Source organism: Halorientalis brevis, from assembly GCF_023077655.1.
Genome location: NZ_JALLGV010000002.1, coordinates 73,998 through 92,040, shown reverse-complemented (window position 1 = coordinate 92,040; position 18,043 = coordinate 73,998). Strand labels below are relative to the sequence as shown.

Below are 18,043 nucleotides of genomic sequence, written 5' to 3'. Positions count from 1 at the left end.
GGGTGTCCTCGCTTCGCTGCGGGCACCACTCGCGGCAAAAACATGGGTGAAAAAGGCCGACGGCTCACTTCGTTCGCCGTCGGTGAACCGCGCTCCCTTCGGTCGCGCGGATGCTGGCGGTCAGTCCAGTGTATCTATTCATCGACTGTGCCCGTTACGAAGGGTCAAATCTGGCCCCCAAGATGCGGAATCCAATGCCGACGAAATAGCTCGGAATGCTTAGCACAGCGGTCATTGTGCCCAACACCATAATCTTTCGAGGGAAGTGAGTGAAAAGCGAGTAGTCCCTACTAGTGGAGAGGACATAGAAGCTCTGCCAGATGACGACGACGTATAATCCAGTCCCGAGAGATCCGCTTACAAGCCCTTGGTTGTTCCACCCAGCGAGGATGCCGATGACACTCCCGATGATCGCGGCCTTCCAGACGTTATATGGAAACCACGAAGACGGGAAAACCGTGTGTCCAAGCAGCCATATAGCGAGTGTGAAGGCCACAGCGCTAAGAAAGTACAACGACCGTCGTTGCGTTGGCTGGCCTAAGAAAAACCTGCGGAGTGGCTGTGTGTCCACGTGATCGAGTAGTTATCCTATCTGATTAACTGTTTCCTGCACCACATGCCTCCAAGTACGATCAGTATGCACGCCTAATGAGCAGAACAGCCGTCGAGCGCCTACTCTTCCTCGAAGCCGAGTAGGCGGTCGACGATGACCTCGGGGTCGAACGGTTCGAGGTCGTCGTAGTCCTGTCCGGTGCCGAGGAAGAGGATCGGCTTCCCGGTGACCTGCGCGATCGAGATCGCAGCGCCGCCCTGCGGATCGGCGTCGGCCTTCGTCAGGACGGCCCCGTCGATCTCCGCGGCGTCGTTGAACTCGCGGGCGCGATTGACGGCGTCCTGGCCGGCAACGGCCTCGTCGACGAACAGCGTCATGTCCGGATCGATGACGCGGTCGATCTTCTCCAGCTGGTCCATCAGGTCGTTGCTCGTGTGGAGTCGTCCGGCAGTGTCACCGAGCACGATGTCGATATCGTTCGCCTGGGCGTACTCGACGCCGTCGTAGATGACGGCTGCCGGGTCCGAGCCCTGTTCGTGGGAGATGATCTTCCGATCGAGGTTCTCCGCGTGCTGTTGGAGTTGCTCGTTCGCGCCGGCGCGGTACGTGTCACCGTTGGCCAGCACCGTCGAGAAGCCGCGGTCCTCGAAGTACTGTGAGAGCTTCGCGATCGTCGTCGTCTTCCCGACGCCGTTGACGCCGGTGAAGATGATGGTGACGGGCTTGTCCGCCGCCGCGATGTGCTCGTCGAAGTCGAACTGGCCGACGCTGATGACGTCCACGAGCGCGTCGTGGAGTGCCTCCTCGACGACGTGCCCCGTCGTCTTCACCTGCGCGCGGGTCTCGCCGATGAGGTTCTCGCGGATGCCCTCCAGAATGTTCTGGGCGACGTTCATCTCGACGTCCGAAGACAACAGCGCGAGTTCGAGTTCGTCCAGCGGCTCTTCGAGGTCTTCTTCCTCGATGACGGTCTTCCCAGTCGCGGCCAGTTTCGCCCGCTCTAGCATGCCACGACTCGACCCACCGCTGTCCTCGGCGTCGTCCGCTTCGGACGACTCCTCATCGGCGGTCGGGGCCGCATCGGCCTCCGGCTCCGGTTCGGCCGCCGGTTCAGGCTCTGGTTCGGACTCGGCCACTTCGGGTTCAGCGGGTTCGGCTTCCGCCTCGGCATCCACCGGCTCTTCGGCCGCCTCGTCGAGGTCGGCCTCGTCGGCCTCGGCTTCCTCCTCGACGCTCTTCTTGAAGTTACTGAGCTTGTCTTTCAGTCCGTCGAACATGTGGCCTTACTTACTCGTCGTCGCCTTCGTCCTGCTGCTGTTGCATCTGGGCCATCTGCTGTTGCATCTGCTGTTGCTGCATCTGCTGGGCCTTCTGTTCGAGCTGTTCGCTCTCGGACTCGATCTCGGCGATCTCGGAGCGAATGTCCTCGATGCGGTCGTCCAGCGTGTCTTTCTTGTTCTCGAGCGTCACGGTCGCGTCGTCCTGGTCGCGCTCGGCCGCGTAGCCGCCGCCCAGGCTGACGATGACCTCGTCGATGTCCTGAATCTCCGCGCGGAGGTACGCGCCGCCACCGAGGGGAACCTGAACGGTCTCGCCCGTGTCGAGGGTCTCGATCGCTTCGATCGCCTCGTCGACTTCGAGCTTCTCGTCCTGGAGGTCCTCGATCTCCGCTTCGAGCGTCTCGATCTCCTCTTCGAGTGCCTGAATCTCCTCGGCGAGCTGCTGGAGCTGACCGCCGCCGCCGCCACCCAGGCTCATTGTGCGACCTCCTCGATCTCCACCTGCGTACGCTTCAGGCCGTGCTTCGACCCGAACTCGGTGTAGGTTCGCTCCGTCGCGACGTCCTCGTTCTCCGCCTGAATCTCTTTCTCGAACGACTCCCAGCCATCGCGGGCTTGCCAGCGACCACTAACGGTAAACTCGGTCATGTCCATGGGTGCGGTTCCGACGGGGAAGAACCTTGCCCATCTGGATTTTTGGCCCACCGCGACGCTGTCCGGCCGCAGACGTGGCAACGAGCGCGAAAAAGGCGGTTCGGAACACTGACGACGGGAGTTACCCGGCGGGAGAGCCAACGGGACGAAAAACGTCGATGAAAAAGCCGACCGCTCACTTCGTTCGCGGCCGGTTCCTACGCGTCCTCGAATCCGTCTTCGAACCGGAACACGCCGTTGCGCTGGACGACCTCCCCGTCCACTTCGATCCGTGAGTCCTCGCTCATGTCCACGATCATGTCGACGTGCTGGGCGCTCTGGTTCTGCTCGTTGTCCTCGCCGACGTTGGCCTCATAAGCTCGCCCGACGGCCATGTGGACGGTGTCGCCCATCTTCTCGTCGAACAGCATGTTGTAGGTGAACTGGTCGATGTCGCGGTTCATCCCGATGCCGAGTTCGCCCAGGCGACGCGCCCCGGAATCGGTTTCGAGGATCGACGTCAGGACCTCCTCGTTCTTCGAGGCGTCGTGGTCGACGACCTCACCGTCCTCGAACACGAGATGGGCGTCGTTGACCTCCTTGCCGTTCTGGTACACGGGCTTGTCGAACAGGACCTCCCCCTCGACGGAGTCCGGGATCGGCGCGGTGAACACCTCGCCGCCAGGGATGTTGTGGGTGTTCGTGTCGTTGAGCGCGACGTTGCCCGCGATGGACATGGTGACGTCCGTCGTGTTGCCGGAGACGATGCGGACCTCCTCGCCGTCGTTGAGGATGTCGACCATGTGCTCCTGGAACGCCTCCTGCTCGTCCCAGTCCTTGAGGACGGCGTCGTAAACGAAGTTCTCGTAGGCTTCCGTGCTCATTTCGGCGAGTTGGGCGTTCGCGGGCGTCGGGTGCTGGGTGAGCGTCCAGCGGTCCGAGAGTCGCTCGTCGAGGATGGGGCTGTGGGCCTTGTCGTAGTCGGAGTTGACCTCGGTGTCGACGTCCGAGGTCTCGGTGACGTTCTCGTTGGCGCGGATGACGACGTGACAGTCGGCGGCGTCGACCAGCGCCTGCTCGTGGGCGGGCGTCTCGAACTCGACGCCGGCCCCGTCGGCCGCGCGGAGGTAGCCCCGGATGGCGCGTCCGCTCCGGTTCGTGCGGATGGCGAGCGGGTTGGCGCCGCGATCGCCGGCGAGTTCGTACAGCGCGACGACGAGATCGTCGGCCGCCGGCTCGGACTTGATGATGAGGTTGTCACCGGTGTCGAGGTCGATCGCGTCGGCGAGCACCTGCGCGTGCTCGCGGATACGTGGATCCATGTTGCTCCCGTCGGTCGGTGTGCGAAAACAGTTTTCGGATACGTCAAGTGCTCGCCCGGACGACTGCCGCCGGTCAGCGGCGATCGTTGCGTCCCTTCTCGACGCCTTGCTTGAAGCCGGTCACGATCCGCCGGAGGAACAGATAGACGGCGAAGACGAACGCGAGCATGATCGCCACCATCCCCACCAGGATCGGGTCCACCATGCGACCAGGTTGCTGGCCCGACGGCAAAGACGTTTCGGGGTCCAGTGACACAGTATCCGTCGACTGGGATGGTACCTACGTGGGAGGAGTCAGGAACAAAGTTGATGCCTGATGACAGCAAACGGGTCAACGATGTCGCTCCTGCCCTCCGAGCCGGACACGTCGGCGGTCGACGAGACCGAGCCACGCGTCATCGACGTCAACTCCGAGGACGCCGACGAGGTCCTTTCGGCGCTCACGTCCGACACCGCCCGCAAGGTGTTGTCGGAACTCCACGACGATCCCGCACCGCCCGCGGAACTCTCCGACCGCGTCGACACGTCCCTCCAGAACGTCCAGTACCACCTGAACAAACTCGAAGACGCCGGCGCGATCGAGGTGATCGACCAGATCTACTCCGAGAAGGGCCGCGAGATGAACGTCTACGCGCCCGCCGATCAGCCGCTGGTCATCTTCGCCGGCGCCGAAGAGCAGTCGACCGGCCTGCGCGCCGCCCTCTCTCGGTTCCTCGGCAGCCTCGGGATCATCGCGCTGGCGAGCGTCGTCATCCAGGAGGTGTTCGGCGGCGGCCTCACGAACCTCTTCGGCAGCGGCAGCGGTGGCACCGAATCCGCCGGTGGCGGCGGTGGCGCGCCCGCCCCCGCGCCCGCCCCGACGAGCGGGAACGAAACTGCGACGCCGACGCCGGCGGGCGGTGCCGGTGGGAACGAAACCGGAGACACCGGCATCCAGATCGCCAGCGAGCCCTCGACGACCGACGGCACGGACCAGGTCACCGAAGAGGCCGCCGACGCGGCCACCAAAACCGTCGACATAGCGAGGGACACCCCCGTGGACAAGGGCACGACGGGCGAAGCGACCCGGACGGCGACGGAGACCGTCAACGCGACCGTCCAGAACGCCACGGACGCCGCTGGTTCGGGGGGTCACGACGTCGCGGCCGCCGCCACGTCGCTCCAGCCGGGCGTCCTGTTTTTCCTCGGCGGCGTCACCGCACTGGCGGTCGTCGCGGGCGTCTGGTACGTCACCAACTGACGCGTCGCCGGCTCGGCGGGTCTCGGATCGCGGACCTTAATGACACTAGGGAGAATGAATCGCATCGATAGAATCGATAGAAAACGTTTATGAACAATCCTGAACGACCGTGACGTATGCGACTACTGAGTGACCTGGACGAGACGATGGGTGCCCACAGCTATCCGGCGACGACCGAGGAAGTCATCGAGGAGTACGGCGACCTCGAACTGGAGCTGCCGAACGGCAACGAGACGCTCGAAACCGTGCTGAGCCGCCTGGACTCGGAGACGTTCGAGCACCACGAGGATCTCCGACTGGCCGCGATGAGTGCCATGAGCAACAACGCCATCGGCCGAAAGGGGTACAGCGACCGCGATCCGTCCTGCATCGGCGAGGACGGCCACGAGCAGATCTCCTTCTGAACCGCGTCCGGTGGGAAGCGGGGACCACTACCATCACGTCCGGTCGAAACCGACCAGCTGCCCGTCACGAGCACGGGACCGACGAGCGAGCCGGAGGTCGACGAAACCACCTGGAACCGGACCGACACCGTCCCGCTCGACTGACGGGGTTTATTACGACCACAATCGCGGTGGTCGTTCTCACGGCCACCCTGTACCAGGACGCTGCAGCACGGTTTCGGCCAATAGATATAAATAGCCGAATGTAGCCGCGCCGTTAGATTCATACGTAGCTACTGATTAGTATGAGTGTGAGTACCAATGTCGATGGGAGCCTACGACGAAGAAGAACACGAGCGGCGTGAACGCAAGAACAGCGAGGTGGACGCCGACTTCGACGACGAGCGAACGAACTACCAGGGGTCCATCGAGTACGACAGCGGCGAATCCGCAGAGGAGTTGCTGGATCAGTTCGAGCAGATCAAATCGGAGTAGCTGTTTCTGACGCCGTCTGTCGCCGCAGCAAGACGACCGACGTGCCGGTTACCAGCGTGACGGCCAGGACGTGCCCCAGAACCGCGACCGCCAGGACCGGAAAGTCGACGAGGAACGGAACGAGCACGAGCTGCAAGAGCCCGAACCCCATGGTCTCCAGATCGGCCCGCTGGAGCGTCGCCGCCGTCTCGGGATCGCACTCGTAGCGGGCGGTCCGCCAGAGCGCCACGACGCTCGCCCACCAGCCCGTCCCGATCCGGTAACACAGGTCCCAGAGCACGAGCAGCGTGAGATACACGACGACGACTGGCGGGTCCGGGCCGAACAGTCGAGTGAGCGGCGCGACCTCGGCGTACCGCGGCGCGAACACGAACAGATGCGTGATCAGCGCCACGAACGCCAACACCGTCAGCACCACCTCGATGCTCGACCCGAAGAGCAGGCGCCGGTACGCGTCCGGGACCGCCGCCCGGCGGGCGACCCGCCCGATCCGCACCATCTCGATACTCCCCGCGGTCGCGACGACCACCGCTGCCGTGGCGGCCGGGACTGCCGACCAGAGGTCGTAGACCGCTGCGAACACCAACACTGCGGCCTCGAAGACGACGAACTGGATGAGCACCGCCAGCCGCGTGGACACGTCAATGCCCGGGAGTGCGCCGATGATGCTCTCGTAGGCCCAGGTTTCGCCGTAGTCGGGGTCGGTCACCCGTCGTCACCCGTCCCCGTCGCCGGCTCGGCGACAGCAGCTTCGTCGCCAGCCGCCGAGTCAGCGTCCTCGACCGCGCGTGCGACGGCAGTCTCGAACGGCGTCAGTTCGATGGGGAGGTGCTCGCGGATGCTGTCGTCGCGGACGACGACCGCGTTCTTCAGCCCGAGAATGAGCGGATACGCGACCGCCTTCGGCACGTCCGTCACGAGGTTCACCCAGTAGGCAGAGAGCTTCGGCGTCAACACTGGCACCGGGAGAATGAACGGTCGGCGGCCAGTGACCACTTCGGCCGTCCGCGCCATCAGTTCCCGGTAGGTCAGGACCGTCGGCCCGCCGATCTCGAAGGTCCGTCCTGCCGTCGCGGGTTCGTCCAGGACCCCGACGAGATATGTGATCACGTCGTCGATCGCGATGGGCTGACAGGCCGTGTCGACCCACCGTGGCGTCACCATCACCGGGAGTCGCACGGCCAACTGGCGCACCATCTCGAAGCTGGCACTCCCCCGACCGATGATGATGGCCGCCCGCAGACTCGTCAGTTCGGACCCACCGGATTCGAGAACGTGTTCGACCTCGCGCCGCGACTGCAGATGTTCGGAGAGGCGGTCGCGCTCCTCGCCGAGTCCGCCGAGGTACACCACTCGCGAGACGCCCGCCGCGTCCGCAGCGTCGACGAAGTTTCGGGCCGCCACCCGGTCGCGCTCGGCGTAATCACCGCCCGCTCGCATCGAGTGGACGAGATAGTACGCCGCCTCGACGTCGGCGAGGGCAGCGTCGAAACTCCCCGATTTCAGCAGGTCGCCCTCGAACACCTCGACTGCCTCGGGACCATCGTACCCGGTTCGGTCCCGAACGAGGACGCGCACCTCGTGGCCCGCAGCCAGCAGTTCGGGAACGAGCCGACCCCCGACGAATCCCGTCGCGCCCGTGACCAGCACTCGCATATACCCTCACAAGTGCCGACGTGGCTTAAGCGTCAAGCAGGTCGCGGTCCTCAGCGGTCGGACCGTGCTTCCTTTCGCCCGGAGACGTCCTCGGCTGCCAGTCGGAAAAAGCGGAACGTCACGTCCTCGGTTTCCCGCTCGAAGAGGTCGACCATCGGGATTTCGACGCGCTTGAGCCCCTGCATGGCGTCCGAGTTGATCGCCGACTCCGTCACCTCCTCGAGGTCCCCCGTCGCGATGACGCTCTGCCACCGGTTGTCGCTCTCGTCGTACGTGACGAACGAGACGCGGCGTCCCTCGTCGACGACGTCGGCCTTCCGGCTGTCGGCGACGAACCCGAGCCGGAAGTAGAACGTCCCGTCAGTCTCGTCGTAGCCGTACGACACGGGCAGCGAGTACGGCGGCTGATCGCTCCCCGTCGCAAACGAGAGGACCCCCGTCCCACCGGTTCCCAGGAACTCGGTGCGTTCGCCCTCGTCGAGTTCTACCGTGCGAGTGTTTGCCATACCTGATAGTTCGGCGTTCTGGCGTAAAAAGGCACGGTGGGCACGGGTATCGACGGGTTCGGCCGAAGTTCGGGCGTGTCGAGCCCCCATCGCGCTGGTGACGCAGACCCGCTCGTCTCCAACTCCCCGAGGTCGCCAACATCGCTCACTCGCGATGGTGGCGACGAACCGCTCGGCTACAACTCGCGGAGATCGCCAACATCGCTCACTCGCGATGGTGGCGACGAACCGCCCGTCTACAACTCCCCGAGGTCGGAAACACCGCTCACTCGCGATGGTGGCGACGAACCGCTCAGCTACAACTCGCGGAGATCGCCAACATCGCTCATCGTCTCGGCCAGTGGGTCCCCGTCCCCGCCGAGCCCCGACGACAACGTTTCGGCGACGGCCTCGCGCGCCTCCGGGATCGGGTCGTGTGTTTCGACGTACGCGGCGAGCGCGAACTCCCGTTCAGTCGCCCCGGTCAGTTCCAGCGCGTCGGTGCGAGCGAGTTCGCCGTGCAACCAGTCGCAGAGGACGTCCCGGGCCGTCGGCCCGAGCGGCGTGACCTGCTCGCCCAGGAGATGCAGGGTCTTCGCGGCCGTCATCGGCGCGATCCCGGCCACGCGAGCCGCCGTGCCGATCGCGCGGCCCTCGGCGTAGACCTCGACGACGGTCGCCGCCTCGCCGACGGCACAGGGCAGTGCATCGGCGTGGTCGGCGAGTCGCTCGGCCAGCGACGACGCCGTCTCGTCGACCGTCGCCACGCCGCGGTCGCGCTGCTCGGCAGTGACCTCGATCCCCGCCGCGATGTCCGACAACCCCATAGTCGGCAGTGATGCCATCTGATTGAAAAGTATTCGTGTTCGGGACAGTTGTGCCAGTCCGAGGCACAGTCGACGTCGCAGTCGGTGGCCTCAAGCGGTCGCCCCACGAGCACTCACCCGTGGCCGACCACGCAACTCGCATCGACCCGACGCACGTCCTCGTCCTGGGGGCGCTCGACGACCCCGAGCGCGACGCGCTCGTGAGTTGTCACACTGCCGTTCTGGCGGCCCTCGACCACGCCACGGCCGTGGACGTGTTTCTCGACGCTGACCGCATCGCCGGCGTCTCGCTCGGCTCGCTGGCCGACGTCGGCGAGGCGTTTTCCCTCGTCACCGACGGGCAGTACCGCGGATCGCTCCCCGAGGACGCAGCGCCGCTCGCCCAGTTGCTCGACGTCCGCACCTTCGATGAGATCGCCGCCATCGAGCGGATCGTGCTCCGTCGCGACGAGACGCCCGTCCTGGTGTACCGACCGGACGAGCGACTGGTCGAACTCGACGACAGGGCGACGGACGGTGCCGCCGCGGACGTTCGCCCGGAAATCAGCGACTATCCGGCCGGCCTGCTCCAGACGACACAGATCGTGCAGTGGCGGCAGGACGGCCGCGAGTACGCGCTCCACCCACCGGCCGTCACTGTCGACGACGCCGCGTTCGACCTCTCGAACCTGGCGTCGGTGAGCTTCGACCGCGATCGCCACCGGATCTATCTCGCCTGGGACGCGACGGAGCAGGGCTTTCTCAGCCGCCTGGCCGCCCAGTTCCGGCCGTCGCGACCCACGACGCTCACCTTCGACAGCGACCCGGCGTACCAGCGCGTCGCCCAGGAGTTCAGGTCCGTCGGCGACACGCTCGGCGTCCTCGCCGAGGACGAACCCATGCGACACTGAGTGTTCGCCGGCACGGCGCTGACTGCCACAGCCACCGCGACCGAATCGCCGGCCACCGGAAGGTACCGGTTACCGGTGCCTTCTGCTCGCGAAAGCGCGTCGAACCCCCGGGCTGCGTCGTTTCTTTAAATGCCAAACGGAGCGAACGTTCGAATGTAGAATGAGTACATCGTTGCAGTGCTGTCCCGAATGCGAGGGACAGCTCCGGGAAGGGGACAACGAGACAGTGTGCGCCAGCTGCGGGCTGGTCGTCGCCGAAGATAGCATCGACCGCGGGCCGGAGTGGCGCTCGTTCGAAGACGACGAGACGAACCGCGAGCGGACGGGGGCGCCGCTGACGCGGAGCCGCCACGACCGCGGCCTCTCGACGGAGATCGGCAGGAAGACCCGACTGAAAGGCCGCAAACGTCGGCAGGTCGCCAGAATGCGGCGCCAGCACAACCGCGCGCAGATCTCCTCGAAGCGCGAGCGCAATCAGGTGTACGCCTTCGGCGAGATCCACCGGCTGGTCAGCCGACTCGACCTCACCGACCACGTCCGCGACCGGGCGTGCGTCCTGTTCGAGTCGGCCCAGTCGGAGGACCTGTTGCGCGGTCGCTCGCTCGAAGGGTTCGCCGCCGCGGCCGTGTACGCGACCTGTCGGACGGCGTCGATCTCCCGCACGCTCGACGAAGTCAGCGCGGTCGCTCGCGCGAGCGAGGCGGAACTCACGGCAGCCTACGACGCCCTGAACCGGGAACTCGGCCTCCCGACCGGTCCCATCGATCCGGCGGAGTACCTCCCGCGATTCGCCAGTCAGCTCGACCTCCCGCAGGCCGTCGAGCGGCGCGCACAGGAACTCGTCGCCGAGAGCAAAGAGCGAAACATCGTCTCCGGCCGCAACCCCTCGGGGGTCGCGGCCGGCTGTCTGTACGCGGCGGCCGTCGAAGCCGGCCACGATCTCACCCAGACCGCCACCGCTGAGGTCGCCGACGTCACGCCGGTCACCCTCCGGGCGACCTACAAGGAGTTGAGCGAGGACTGAACCGCGTTCGCGACGGAACGGAGTCGTTCTGCGACCGTACTCTCCGGTGCCACCTGCGTCACCGGCACGCCGTCACGCTGTGCCCGTTCGAGCGACTGCGACGGCGGAATCGGCGTCACCGGCGCACCGAGTTCGCGCGCCACGAGATCCCGAGAGACGGAGCCATCGGCGCGGTTCAACACGATACCGACGAGGCCAGCGTCGAGTTCGCGCGCGAGGGCACGTGCACGGACTGCGTCCGAGAGGGCGGCCTCGGTCGGTGCCGTCACCAGCACACAGGCGTCGGCCGCGTGAAGCGCCAGCCCGACGTCACCGCCCATGCCCGCCGGGCAGTCGACGACGACGCGTCCGTACTCCGCCGCGACGGCCTCGATGGCGGCGACGAGTTTCCGCGGATCCGTCGCTCGTGCCCCGGCCAGCGTTCGCCCACAGGGCAGCAGTGCGACCGGCGTCTCCTCGCGGACTGCCTCGATGGGGCTCGCACGACCAGCGAGCACGTCGTGGAGATCGGGGCCGTGTGCCGACGGCAGGTCGGCCATCCCGAGATCGGCGTCGACGACCACGGCCTCTAGCGCCGCCGCCAGATTGTACGCGACCGTCGTCTTGCCGACGCCGCCTTTCCCGCCGATGACAGCGACGATCATCGGAGCCGGTCGAGTTCCGCGAGGGGGATCGTCGCCGACTCCGCACGATCGGCGAGCGTCCGCGCCCGCTCGGCCACCCGGCGCAGCGCCTCGGCGTCCTCGTCGAGTTGCGCGTCGACGTCGCGGACGCCAGCGACACCGCCGGCACGGTCGAGCGCGTCGGCGACCACCGGTAACCGCGTCGTCCCGGACAACTCCGCGGCGAGATCGAGGCGTGCCTCGACGCCGGCGAACCATGCCTCGACCGCCTCGACGCGTGTCTCCACCGAGTGTCCCCCACCGTCCGCCGTGCCAGGTGGTGTTTCGGACTCCGACCGTGCCGTCGACTGCTCGGGCGAACGGTCGGCAGGAGTAGCCGACCCGGCAGACGGTGGTGTCTCCGGCGGATCGTCCTGGGTCGCCTCCATCGTTTCCGCGACCGGGCCATCTCTTTCGGCGGTCGCGTCCGGAACCGGGACGGCATCGCGCGGTGGCCGGGGCGAGCCGAGCGCACGGACGACGCCTGCCGGCGTTTCCTCGACGGACGGGACGGGTCCCCGCGGTTCGAACGCCGACGCGTCGGCGTCGGGATCGACCGGGTCCGCCTCCGCGACGACGAGCGGTGGCTCTTCGGCCGGCGCCGGACAGGCGTATCCCACTCCGCGCGTCTCGTCGGCGGCCAGGACGCACTCGAACCCGGCGTCGGTCCAGCCAGCGGCCGGCACGCCCCGGCGTCGCGGCGGCCAGACCGGCCCGTCGAGTTCGTTCTCCAGGCGGACGCGTCGCGGTCGGTCGGGGTTCTCGATCCGACCCGTGACGAGCGTCACGCCGTCAGTTTCGGCGGTCGTACAGACGAGCGAGACCATACGCCGTCTGGCCCCGGCTTCTGATATAAACTACAGCCGGACGACCGGTGCGTCCAGCCACGACGCCGCGGCCTCGGGGCTATCGAAGCGGTCACAGTCGAGCACGACCGGTGCGTTCAGGGCCGCGACGCGACCGACCGCGAGCGCCGCCGTCACGCCGTCGGCCTCGTACGGATTCGTCGGCGTCCGCCCCGGCACGGCCGCGACCGCCTCGGCGTACTCGGTGTCGACCTGCTCGACGAGATGGGCGCGAGCCGCCCGTTCGAGATTCGCCCGCCGATCCGCCAGTTTGAGCCGCTGTTCGCGCACGTCGCGCGCCTCGCGCGCCGCGTCCCGAGCGGCGTCGAATCGCTCGCGGGCCGCGACCCGTTCGGTTTCCGCCTCCGAGAGGTCCCGGACCGCCGCCGCGAGTTCGGCTTCCAGTTCCTCGGTATCGTCCCCCCGCTCACGTGCCGCCTGGACGCGCCCGCGCAACGCCGCGACTCGCTCGCGCAATCGCTCCGTCTCGGCGCCCTGCTCGCTGACCGATCGCCGTTCCGCGCGCGTCGATACAGACGGGCAGTCCAGCGTCGACAGCTCTGCGCGCACCGCGGCGAGTTGCTCGTCCTGCGGTGCCGAGAGCCCCCGCGACCGGGCGGCCGCCGCCAGCGCCGTCCGCGTCGAAAGTCCCATCCCCGGTCGAACGTGCCCGACGCGCTCGTGAACCGAGCCGTGTTCGGGGGCGGTCACGTCGACGGACGACTCCCGACCACGCACGGCCGCGACCACCGCCGCCGCGGTCAGATCGAGGTCGCGAACGTCGAGCGCTCTCCCCTCACGAATTGTACCTTCGAAGGAGAGAATCATAGCTCCCGTTCTTTCATCGATTCGGGGTCCGGATGGTCGGTGCCGACAGCGAACTTGGCGTAGGGCGTGCTGGCGTGCTCGCGATCAGCGTAGGCGGCGACGGCGTCCCTGACCGATTCGGGAACCGTCGCGAACTCGTTCAGCGGCCGCGTCCGTTCGATCTGGACGTCGCCACCGTGTGCTGCCCGCACGCGGAGCGCGAGGAACGCACCGAACTCCGTGTCCTCGAACAGCGCCGCACGACCGAAGCTCCTGACGACGGTGTCTTCGTGTGTGCGACACGCGTTTCGGAGCGTTCGCCGGGCTGCACGCGAGAACGTCACCACCAGGAGCACGACTGGCAGAGTTGTCGAAAGTACGACTGAAAAATCTGTGTAAACTACGACGAACGGGCCCGCTGTGGCTATTCGAACGGATACCGCGTCCGGACGTCCACGTCCCCGTCGCTGAGGTCGACGCTGGCGTCGAACAGCGACAGCAGCGTGTCGATCGTCTCCCGATCGTGGGCGGTCGGGTCGACGTGGAAGTGCGAGACGGCACCGGCGCTGTAGAGTTGGCCGGTCAGGGCGTGGACGAACTCGTAGGCCGTCTCCAGGTCGACGTACTGGAGCAGCGCCGTCAGCGAGTCGACGCAGACGACGATCTGTCCGGAGCGCCCCGAGACGAACTCGCCGACCTTGATCCCGATGCCAGTGAGATCGCTCGGGTTCGAGATGTGCTGAACCGCCCCCGGCTCGACCTCGCCGTCGTCCTCGGTCCCGGCCGTGTCGCCGACGACGATCACCCCGTAGCTGCCGGGGTCGACGTCGTGTTCGCCGCGCCACTCGGCGAGACACTGGCTGGCCGATTTCCTGAACGACACCCACAGGACGCTCGCGTCCTCCGACGGTCCCTGGGCCAGGAGGTCGACACAGACGCCCTCGGTCCCCTGACTCATCGACGGCGCACCCAACAGGATGTTCGCCGCATCCCCCAACTGCTCTTTCAGTTCTGGCATCGCGGTTGTCCCCGATTCGTCGTGTAGTGAGACCTGTCGTCGCTAAAATCCTTCGGGTGTGTCACCGCTCAGTCCCCGTCGCTCCCGCCAGCCACGGTCACCGACTCGACCTCGAACTCGACGGCGTCGTCCCCGTCGAGTAACGACCGCACGCGCTCGCGTGCCTGCTGCTGGCCGGTCGCCATCACCACCATCCCGTCGACCGACTCGTCACCGCTGGCCCGATACGCCGAGAGGTCGCCCTCGAACTCGGTCGCGTAGGTCCGCAACACCCCGCGAACCTGGCGCTCGACGGCTTCGAGATCCGCCTCGCCGGACTCGAAAGCCGCCAGCGCCTCCTCGACGTTTCGCAGGGCGGAAATCCGGTCCATTATGTGGTGCGCAGGTGATCGTGGCTCGGCTCGTACACCTCACCCTGCTGTTTGAGTTTCTCGATCTCGTGTTCGGCCTTCGACCGCTCCATCCCGGCCTCTTCGGCGCGCTCTAGCACTCGCTCGACCGGCGCGCCCTCGTCGTACTCGTCTTCGATCTCGCCGATGAGCGTCTTCAGGTTCTTGATGCGGTCCCGCTGGGATTTCGACGTCCCCGTCTCGATGACGTCCGCGTCGAGCTCTCCGGTTTCGGGGTCCATCCCGATCGATTCCAGCGTCGACCGGACGATCTGGATCACGCGCTCGGCGTCCTCGACCTCGACGGTGTCGGCCAGCCGAATGCGGGCGCTCGCTTCTGCCAGCCGCACCAGCGCCTCCAGTTTCCGGGCCGTCACCGGGACCGGCGCGTCCTCGTCGGTCCCCTGCGAGCGCAGGTCGACGTAGAACTCCCGGATCGTCTCCTTTGCCTCCTGGGTCATCGTCGGGAACACGTTCCGCTTCGAGTAGGCGACGTATTTGCGCAGTAGCTCCGCGTCGATGGTCGGCGCGACCTCGTCCGTGACCCGCGCGACCTCCTCTTCGGTGTAATCGGACGCGCTGGTCTGCTCGCGGTGCGTGTTCAGCTCCCCGGCGTAGTTCGTCGTCAGGATGTGCTCCGCGAGGTTCCGGTCGTCCTCCTCGTCGGGCTTGTCCGTCACCGTGAAGATGAGGTCGAATCGCGAAATCAGGGCGGGCTCGAGGTCGATCTGCTCGGCGATCGGCTCGTACTGGTCGAACCGACCGTACTTCGGGTTCGCTGCTCCGAGGAGTGAGCAGCGACTTTTCAGTGTGGCGTTAATACCAGCCTTACTGACACTAATCGATTGCTGCTCTAATGCTTCGTGCATGGCCGACCGGTCTTCCGGACGCATCTTGTCGAGCTCGTCCACAGCTGCGATGCCCTGGTCGGCGAGTACGAGCGCTCCTGCCTCCAATGTCCACTGTTGCCCTTCGCCGAAATCGTCGCGAACCGCAGCTGCGGTCAAACCCGCCGAGCTGCTACCCTTACCTGACGTATAGACAGAACGTGGCGCAATCTCTCGGATATACTGAAGCATCTGGGAGTTGTGTGAGACCACGTTGTTCGTCAGATAGTTGTGGGTTCCCTCAATCTCCAGATCGTAGACCCAGTCGTCCTCCGGTTCGACCGTCTCGATATCCTCAATTCTCTCCCAGTGAATTGCGCCTGTTGCGAGCGATCGAAGCGCATTGACATCACGCTGTAGCGTGGTGGACCCACCGTCAGTCGCGACTGTTGAGGGTGGGCTGGCCTGGGCGAGACAATCTTCGAATGTTTCCACGACAGTTTGAAGACTGTCTCTGCTCGGATTCCGGTCACCACGCTCGTAGTGTTGGTACGTCGACCGTGGGATCCCACAGTCAGCCTGTGTAAGCCCGAGGGCCTCGCGAACCCGGCGAAGTTCGTCACCGATGTTCGGGATGACGTCACGGTTCGTGTTTCCGGCAACGTCGGCGTACGACTCGGCTGCTGTCGCCTTCCGGTCAGTCACGAAGCCAACTCGCTCAACGTACCGACCGAACTGTGATCCACTTATCCGGAGTCGGTAGCTATCGTTGTGGCGCTCGGCGAGCTGTGAGGTGATCCCCAACGAAAGCAACAAGCTCCGAAGTCCTGCGAGGAGTTCTTTGCTCATCGAGGCCACCGAAATCTCCCGCTGTTTCGCCGAAACGTGGCCTTCACCTTCAACGAAGGCACGGACGAACGCCGCTTTGGTCTGATCGCTCGCGCTCAGTATTTCCGCAGGAACTCGTTGCTCACGCGAGGACTCGAGAAGTGACGGATCGAGTGTCCGGAGGAAACTGACGAACTCACCGGACGAGCACATGATCTCGCGAGCGGTTTTCCCGTCGTGTGGCTCCCGCTCCGTGTAGTTCAATCCGAGCCGCTCCAGTGCATCGGTAATATCGTCGAGTACCTCCCGATCCTCGTTGGTAATCGAGACGAAGCCCGTCTTATCGTCGCGCTGTTCGACGTATCCTTCCGCAACGATGTAGCCGAGTAGTCGAGCGAACCACGGAGTCCATTCCTCCGGAAGGTCGAGACGGATGGCGTTCATCGATTTCGAGCGACGGTACTCGACATCGAGCGTGTCGTCACCAACGGTGGGCAGCTCACGCGGGGTCGCGATGAACTGTCCCTCTGCCAGGTTCTCGGCTTTGATGGCACCAAACCCTCCATCAGACTGGACGAACAGTGGGTGAGATGGCGTCACCTCGACCTCGTGACCACTCGCTGTCCGAATCCGATACATCCGCTCGGGAGCTTCACGTTTCCAGACCTTGGTCGCCCGTTCCAGCCCAAATGAGCCGTCCGTCTTGAGCGAGGGAACCTCGAAATCTACCTGGTCATACACGCCATCGTCTATCGGTTTCGGGTCGTCGAGATGAGTCTCGACCAGTTCCTGTATCGGCATTTCAGTACCGTCAGCGAGCGTCACACTCGTCTCGCCCGAGACGCACTTCCCTGTACCAGGGTCCCCGATCAGCAGCATGTGCAGGTCCCCACGAATCCGAGAGCCGTCGGGGAGGTGTTTGGTGACCCCGGAGAACAACTGGAGGATCATCGCCATCTTGGCCTGTTCGTAGCCGTAGATGGAGGGCGCGATGGACTCGATCATCTGGTCGTAGATGTCGTCTTCCTCCGAGAGGGCGATGATCTCCTTTTTGTCCTCGTCGGTGATGTTCATGTCCTCGAACTGCTCGTCTTCGATCTGGACGGAGTGGCCGTCCATGTAGACGTCGAACATCGGCGATTTCTCGCCGCGCTGGCCCTGCTGGTCGAGTTTCAGCACGCCGGAGACGCGGACGTGGTCGCCCGCGGTGACCTCGCCGGTGATGTCGTCTTCGATGTTCACGTCGATGCTCTGGGGCGTCTCCCCGCCGCGCAGGCCCTCGGGACTCTCCTGGACCCGGAGCTTCTGGGCGTCGACGAACTCCGACTGGTCGTAGTTGATGCGGAACGGTCCCTGGCGTTCACACCCCTGGCACTCGTGGGGTTCCTGGAAGTCGCCGGCGGTCTGGGGAATCCGCGTCAGGGTGCCACAGCGCTGGCACTCGAAGGCGGCCGTGGTGACTTTCGGGCGCACGTCGGTGGCTTTCCGGACGATCCCCTGGACGCTGATGAGTTTGCCGCGGTGGTCCGCGCGGATCTCGCGGATCTCGGTCGCCTCGGGCAGGTTCTGGATGCGGACGTGTGCCTGACCGAGTTTCACGTCGACGGGCAGGTCGTACAGTCGCAGCGCCTCCTCGGCGTAGTCCTGGAACTGTTCGGGGTGGTTCCGGACGTCGTCCGCCAGGTCCGGGTCGAACCGGTACAGTTCCTGCCAGTCGACGTAGAGGGACTTTTTCTCGTTCGGGTATTTCTGGGCGAGGTCGCCGATCTCGTTGCGGTAGTAGTTGCGGTAGAACTCCTCGAACAGATCGATTACCTCGGTGTCCTCCGCACGTGCCATTGCAGTGTTGCAGGGCTTGTGCGCACTCGGGTAAGAAGTT

22 protein-coding genes are annotated in these 18,043 nt (G+C 65.6%); 5 read left to right on the top strand and 17 right to left on the bottom strand.

All coding sequences use genetic code 11. The annotated features are described in order from the left end of the window. Window positions 1-154 precede the first annotated feature (154 nt). From MU553_RS04950 to MU553_RS23525, 6 genes are all read right to left on the bottom strand, one after another. On the bottom strand, window positions 155-571 hold the full coding sequence (locus MU553_RS04950; RefSeq protein WP_247376369.1) for a hypothetical protein: 417 nt from the start codon (window positions 569-571) through the stop codon (window positions 155-157). A 101-nt stretch (window positions 572-672) separates the two neighbouring features. Beyond that, window positions 673-1,830, bottom strand: a complete 1,158-nt coding sequence (gene ftsY, locus MU553_RS04945) for a signal recognition particle-docking protein FtsY (protein WP_247376367.1) — start codon at window positions 1,828-1,830, stop codon at window positions 673-675. A gap of 10 nt (window positions 1,831-1,840) precedes the next feature. Further along, window positions 1,841-2,311, bottom strand: a complete 471-nt coding sequence (gene pfdA / locus MU553_RS04940) for a prefoldin subunit alpha (RefSeq protein ID WP_247376364.1) — start codon at window positions 2,309-2,311, stop codon at window positions 1,841-1,843. Continuing rightward, window positions 2,308-2,481 (bottom strand): 50S ribosomal protein L18Ae, encoded by a 174-nt coding sequence (gene rpl18a, locus MU553_RS04935; RefSeq protein ID WP_247376361.1) that lies wholly within the window; start codon window positions 2,479-2,481, stop codon window positions 2,308-2,310. The genes pfdA and rpl18a overlap by 4 nt, the downstream gene beginning before the upstream one ends. 203 nt (window positions 2,482-2,684) lie before the next feature. Continuing rightward, a complete protein-coding gene (locus MU553_RS04930) occupies window positions 2,685-3,788 on the bottom strand; it encodes an aminopeptidase (protein WP_247376358.1) in 1,104 nt (367 codons plus the stop codon). A 73-nt stretch (window positions 3,789-3,861) separates the two neighbouring features. Further along, entirely contained in the window at window positions 3,862-3,993 is a 132-nt protein-coding gene (locus MU553_RS23525; protein ID WP_282594180.1) for a DUF7859 family protein, read from the bottom strand. Window positions 3,994-4,125: 132 nt separating this feature from the next. On the opposite strand from MU553_RS23525, the gene MU553_RS04925 reads away from it, so the two are divergent. From MU553_RS04925 to MU553_RS04915, 3 genes are all read left to right on the top strand, one after another. Beyond that, a complete protein-coding gene (locus tag MU553_RS04925) occupies window positions 4,126-5,028 on the top strand; it encodes an ArsR/SmtB family transcription factor (RefSeq protein ID WP_247376355.1) in 903 nt (300 codons plus the stop codon). Between the two features lie 116 nt (window positions 5,029-5,144). Further along, entirely contained in the window at window positions 5,145-5,432 is a 288-nt protein-coding gene (locus MU553_RS04920; RefSeq protein WP_247376352.1) for a DUF5789 family protein, read from the top strand. Window positions 5,433-5,732: 300 nt separating this feature from the next. Beyond that, on the top strand, window positions 5,733-5,906 hold the full coding sequence (locus tag MU553_RS04915) for a DUF5786 family protein (RefSeq protein ID WP_247376349.1): 174 nt from the start codon (window positions 5,733-5,735) through the stop codon (window positions 5,904-5,906). On the opposite strand, the gene MU553_RS04910 is transcribed toward MU553_RS04915, so the two are convergent. The 4 genes from MU553_RS04910 to MU553_RS04895 all read right to left on the bottom strand — a co-directional run bounded on the left by MU553_RS04910 (window position 5,893) and on the right by MU553_RS04895 (window position 8,874). After that, the gene (locus tag MU553_RS04910) at window positions 5,893-6,615 is read right to left on the bottom strand and encodes a DUF7530 family protein (protein WP_247376347.1); all 723 of its coding nucleotides are present in this window, start codon (window positions 6,613-6,615) and stop codon (window positions 5,893-5,895) included. The genes MU553_RS04915 and MU553_RS04910 overlap by 14 nt on opposite strands. Next, window positions 6,612-7,562: an NAD(P)H-binding protein gene (locus MU553_RS04905; RefSeq protein WP_247376344.1), complete on the bottom strand. Its 951-nt coding sequence runs from the start codon at window positions 7,560-7,562 to the stop codon at window positions 6,612-6,614. The genes MU553_RS04910 and MU553_RS04905 overlap by 4 nt, the downstream gene beginning before the upstream one ends. A gap of 50 nt (window positions 7,563-7,612) precedes the next feature. After that, window positions 7,613-8,068 carry a pyridoxamine 5'-phosphate oxidase family protein gene (locus MU553_RS04900; protein WP_247376341.1) on the bottom strand — a complete coding sequence of 152 codons (456 nt, stop codon included), beginning with the start codon at window positions 8,066-8,068 and terminating at the stop codon, window positions 7,613-7,615. A 296-nt stretch (window positions 8,069-8,364) separates the two neighbouring features. After that, window positions 8,365-8,874: a DUF7858 family protein gene (locus tag MU553_RS04895; protein ID WP_247376339.1), complete on the bottom strand. Its 510-nt coding sequence runs from the start codon at window positions 8,872-8,874 to the stop codon at window positions 8,365-8,367. A 50-nt stretch (window positions 8,875-8,924) separates the two neighbouring features. Here MU553_RS04895 and MU553_RS04890 point away from each other — a divergent pair, with 50 nt between their 5' ends. Continuing rightward, window positions 8,925-9,764 (top strand): hypothetical protein, encoded by an 840-nt coding sequence (locus MU553_RS04890; RefSeq protein WP_247376337.1) that lies wholly within the window; start codon window positions 8,925-8,927, stop codon window positions 9,762-9,764. A gap of 160 nt (window positions 9,765-9,924) precedes the next feature. Further along, window positions 9,925-10,788, top strand: a complete 864-nt coding sequence (locus MU553_RS04885; RefSeq protein ID WP_247376334.1) for a transcription initiation factor IIB — start codon at window positions 9,925-9,927, stop codon at window positions 10,786-10,788. On the opposite strand, the gene MU553_RS04880 is transcribed toward MU553_RS04885, so the two are convergent. The 7 genes from MU553_RS04880 to MU553_RS04850 all read right to left on the bottom strand — a co-directional run bounded on the left by MU553_RS04880 (window position 10,764) and on the right by MU553_RS04850 (window position 18,003). After that, window positions 10,764-11,432, bottom strand: coding sequence for a MinD/ParA family ATP-binding protein (locus MU553_RS04880; RefSeq protein WP_247376331.1), 669 nt, complete (start codon window positions 11,430-11,432; stop codon window positions 10,764-10,766). The two genes, MU553_RS04885 and MU553_RS04880, sit on opposite strands and share 25 nt — an antisense overlap. Then, window positions 11,429-12,277 carry a DUF7857 domain-containing protein gene (locus tag MU553_RS04875; RefSeq protein WP_247376328.1) on the bottom strand — a complete coding sequence of 283 codons (849 nt, stop codon included), beginning with the start codon at window positions 12,275-12,277 and terminating at the stop codon, window positions 11,429-11,431. The genes MU553_RS04880 and MU553_RS04875 overlap by 4 nt, the downstream gene beginning before the upstream one ends. A gap of 30 nt (window positions 12,278-12,307) precedes the next feature. Further along, on the bottom strand, window positions 12,308-13,123 hold the full coding sequence (locus tag MU553_RS04870; RefSeq protein WP_247376325.1) for a DUF7856 family protein: 816 nt from the start codon (window positions 13,121-13,123) through the stop codon (window positions 12,308-12,310). After that, window positions 13,120-13,458 carry a DUF7855 family protein gene (locus MU553_RS04865; RefSeq protein WP_247376322.1) on the bottom strand — a complete coding sequence of 113 codons (339 nt, stop codon included), beginning with the start codon at window positions 13,456-13,458 and terminating at the stop codon, window positions 13,120-13,122. Before MU553_RS04865 ends, MU553_RS04870 begins: the two co-directional genes overlap by 4 nt. Window positions 13,459-13,526: 68 nt before the next feature. After that, window positions 13,527-14,120, bottom strand: coding sequence for a DUF7504 family protein (locus MU553_RS04860; protein WP_247376320.1), 594 nt, complete (start codon window positions 14,118-14,120; stop codon window positions 13,527-13,529). A 68-nt stretch (window positions 14,121-14,188) separates the two neighbouring features. Then, entirely contained in the window at window positions 14,189-14,491 is a 303-nt protein-coding gene (locus tag MU553_RS04855) for a DUF7854 family protein (protein WP_247376318.1), read from the bottom strand. Next, complete coding sequence (locus MU553_RS04850) at window positions 14,491-18,003, bottom strand: LAGLIDADG family homing endonuclease (RefSeq protein WP_247376316.1); 3,513 nt, start codon at window positions 18,001-18,003, stop codon at window positions 14,491-14,493. Before MU553_RS04850 ends, MU553_RS04855 begins: the two co-directional genes overlap by 1 nt. Window positions 18,004-18,043: the final 40 nt, after the last annotated feature.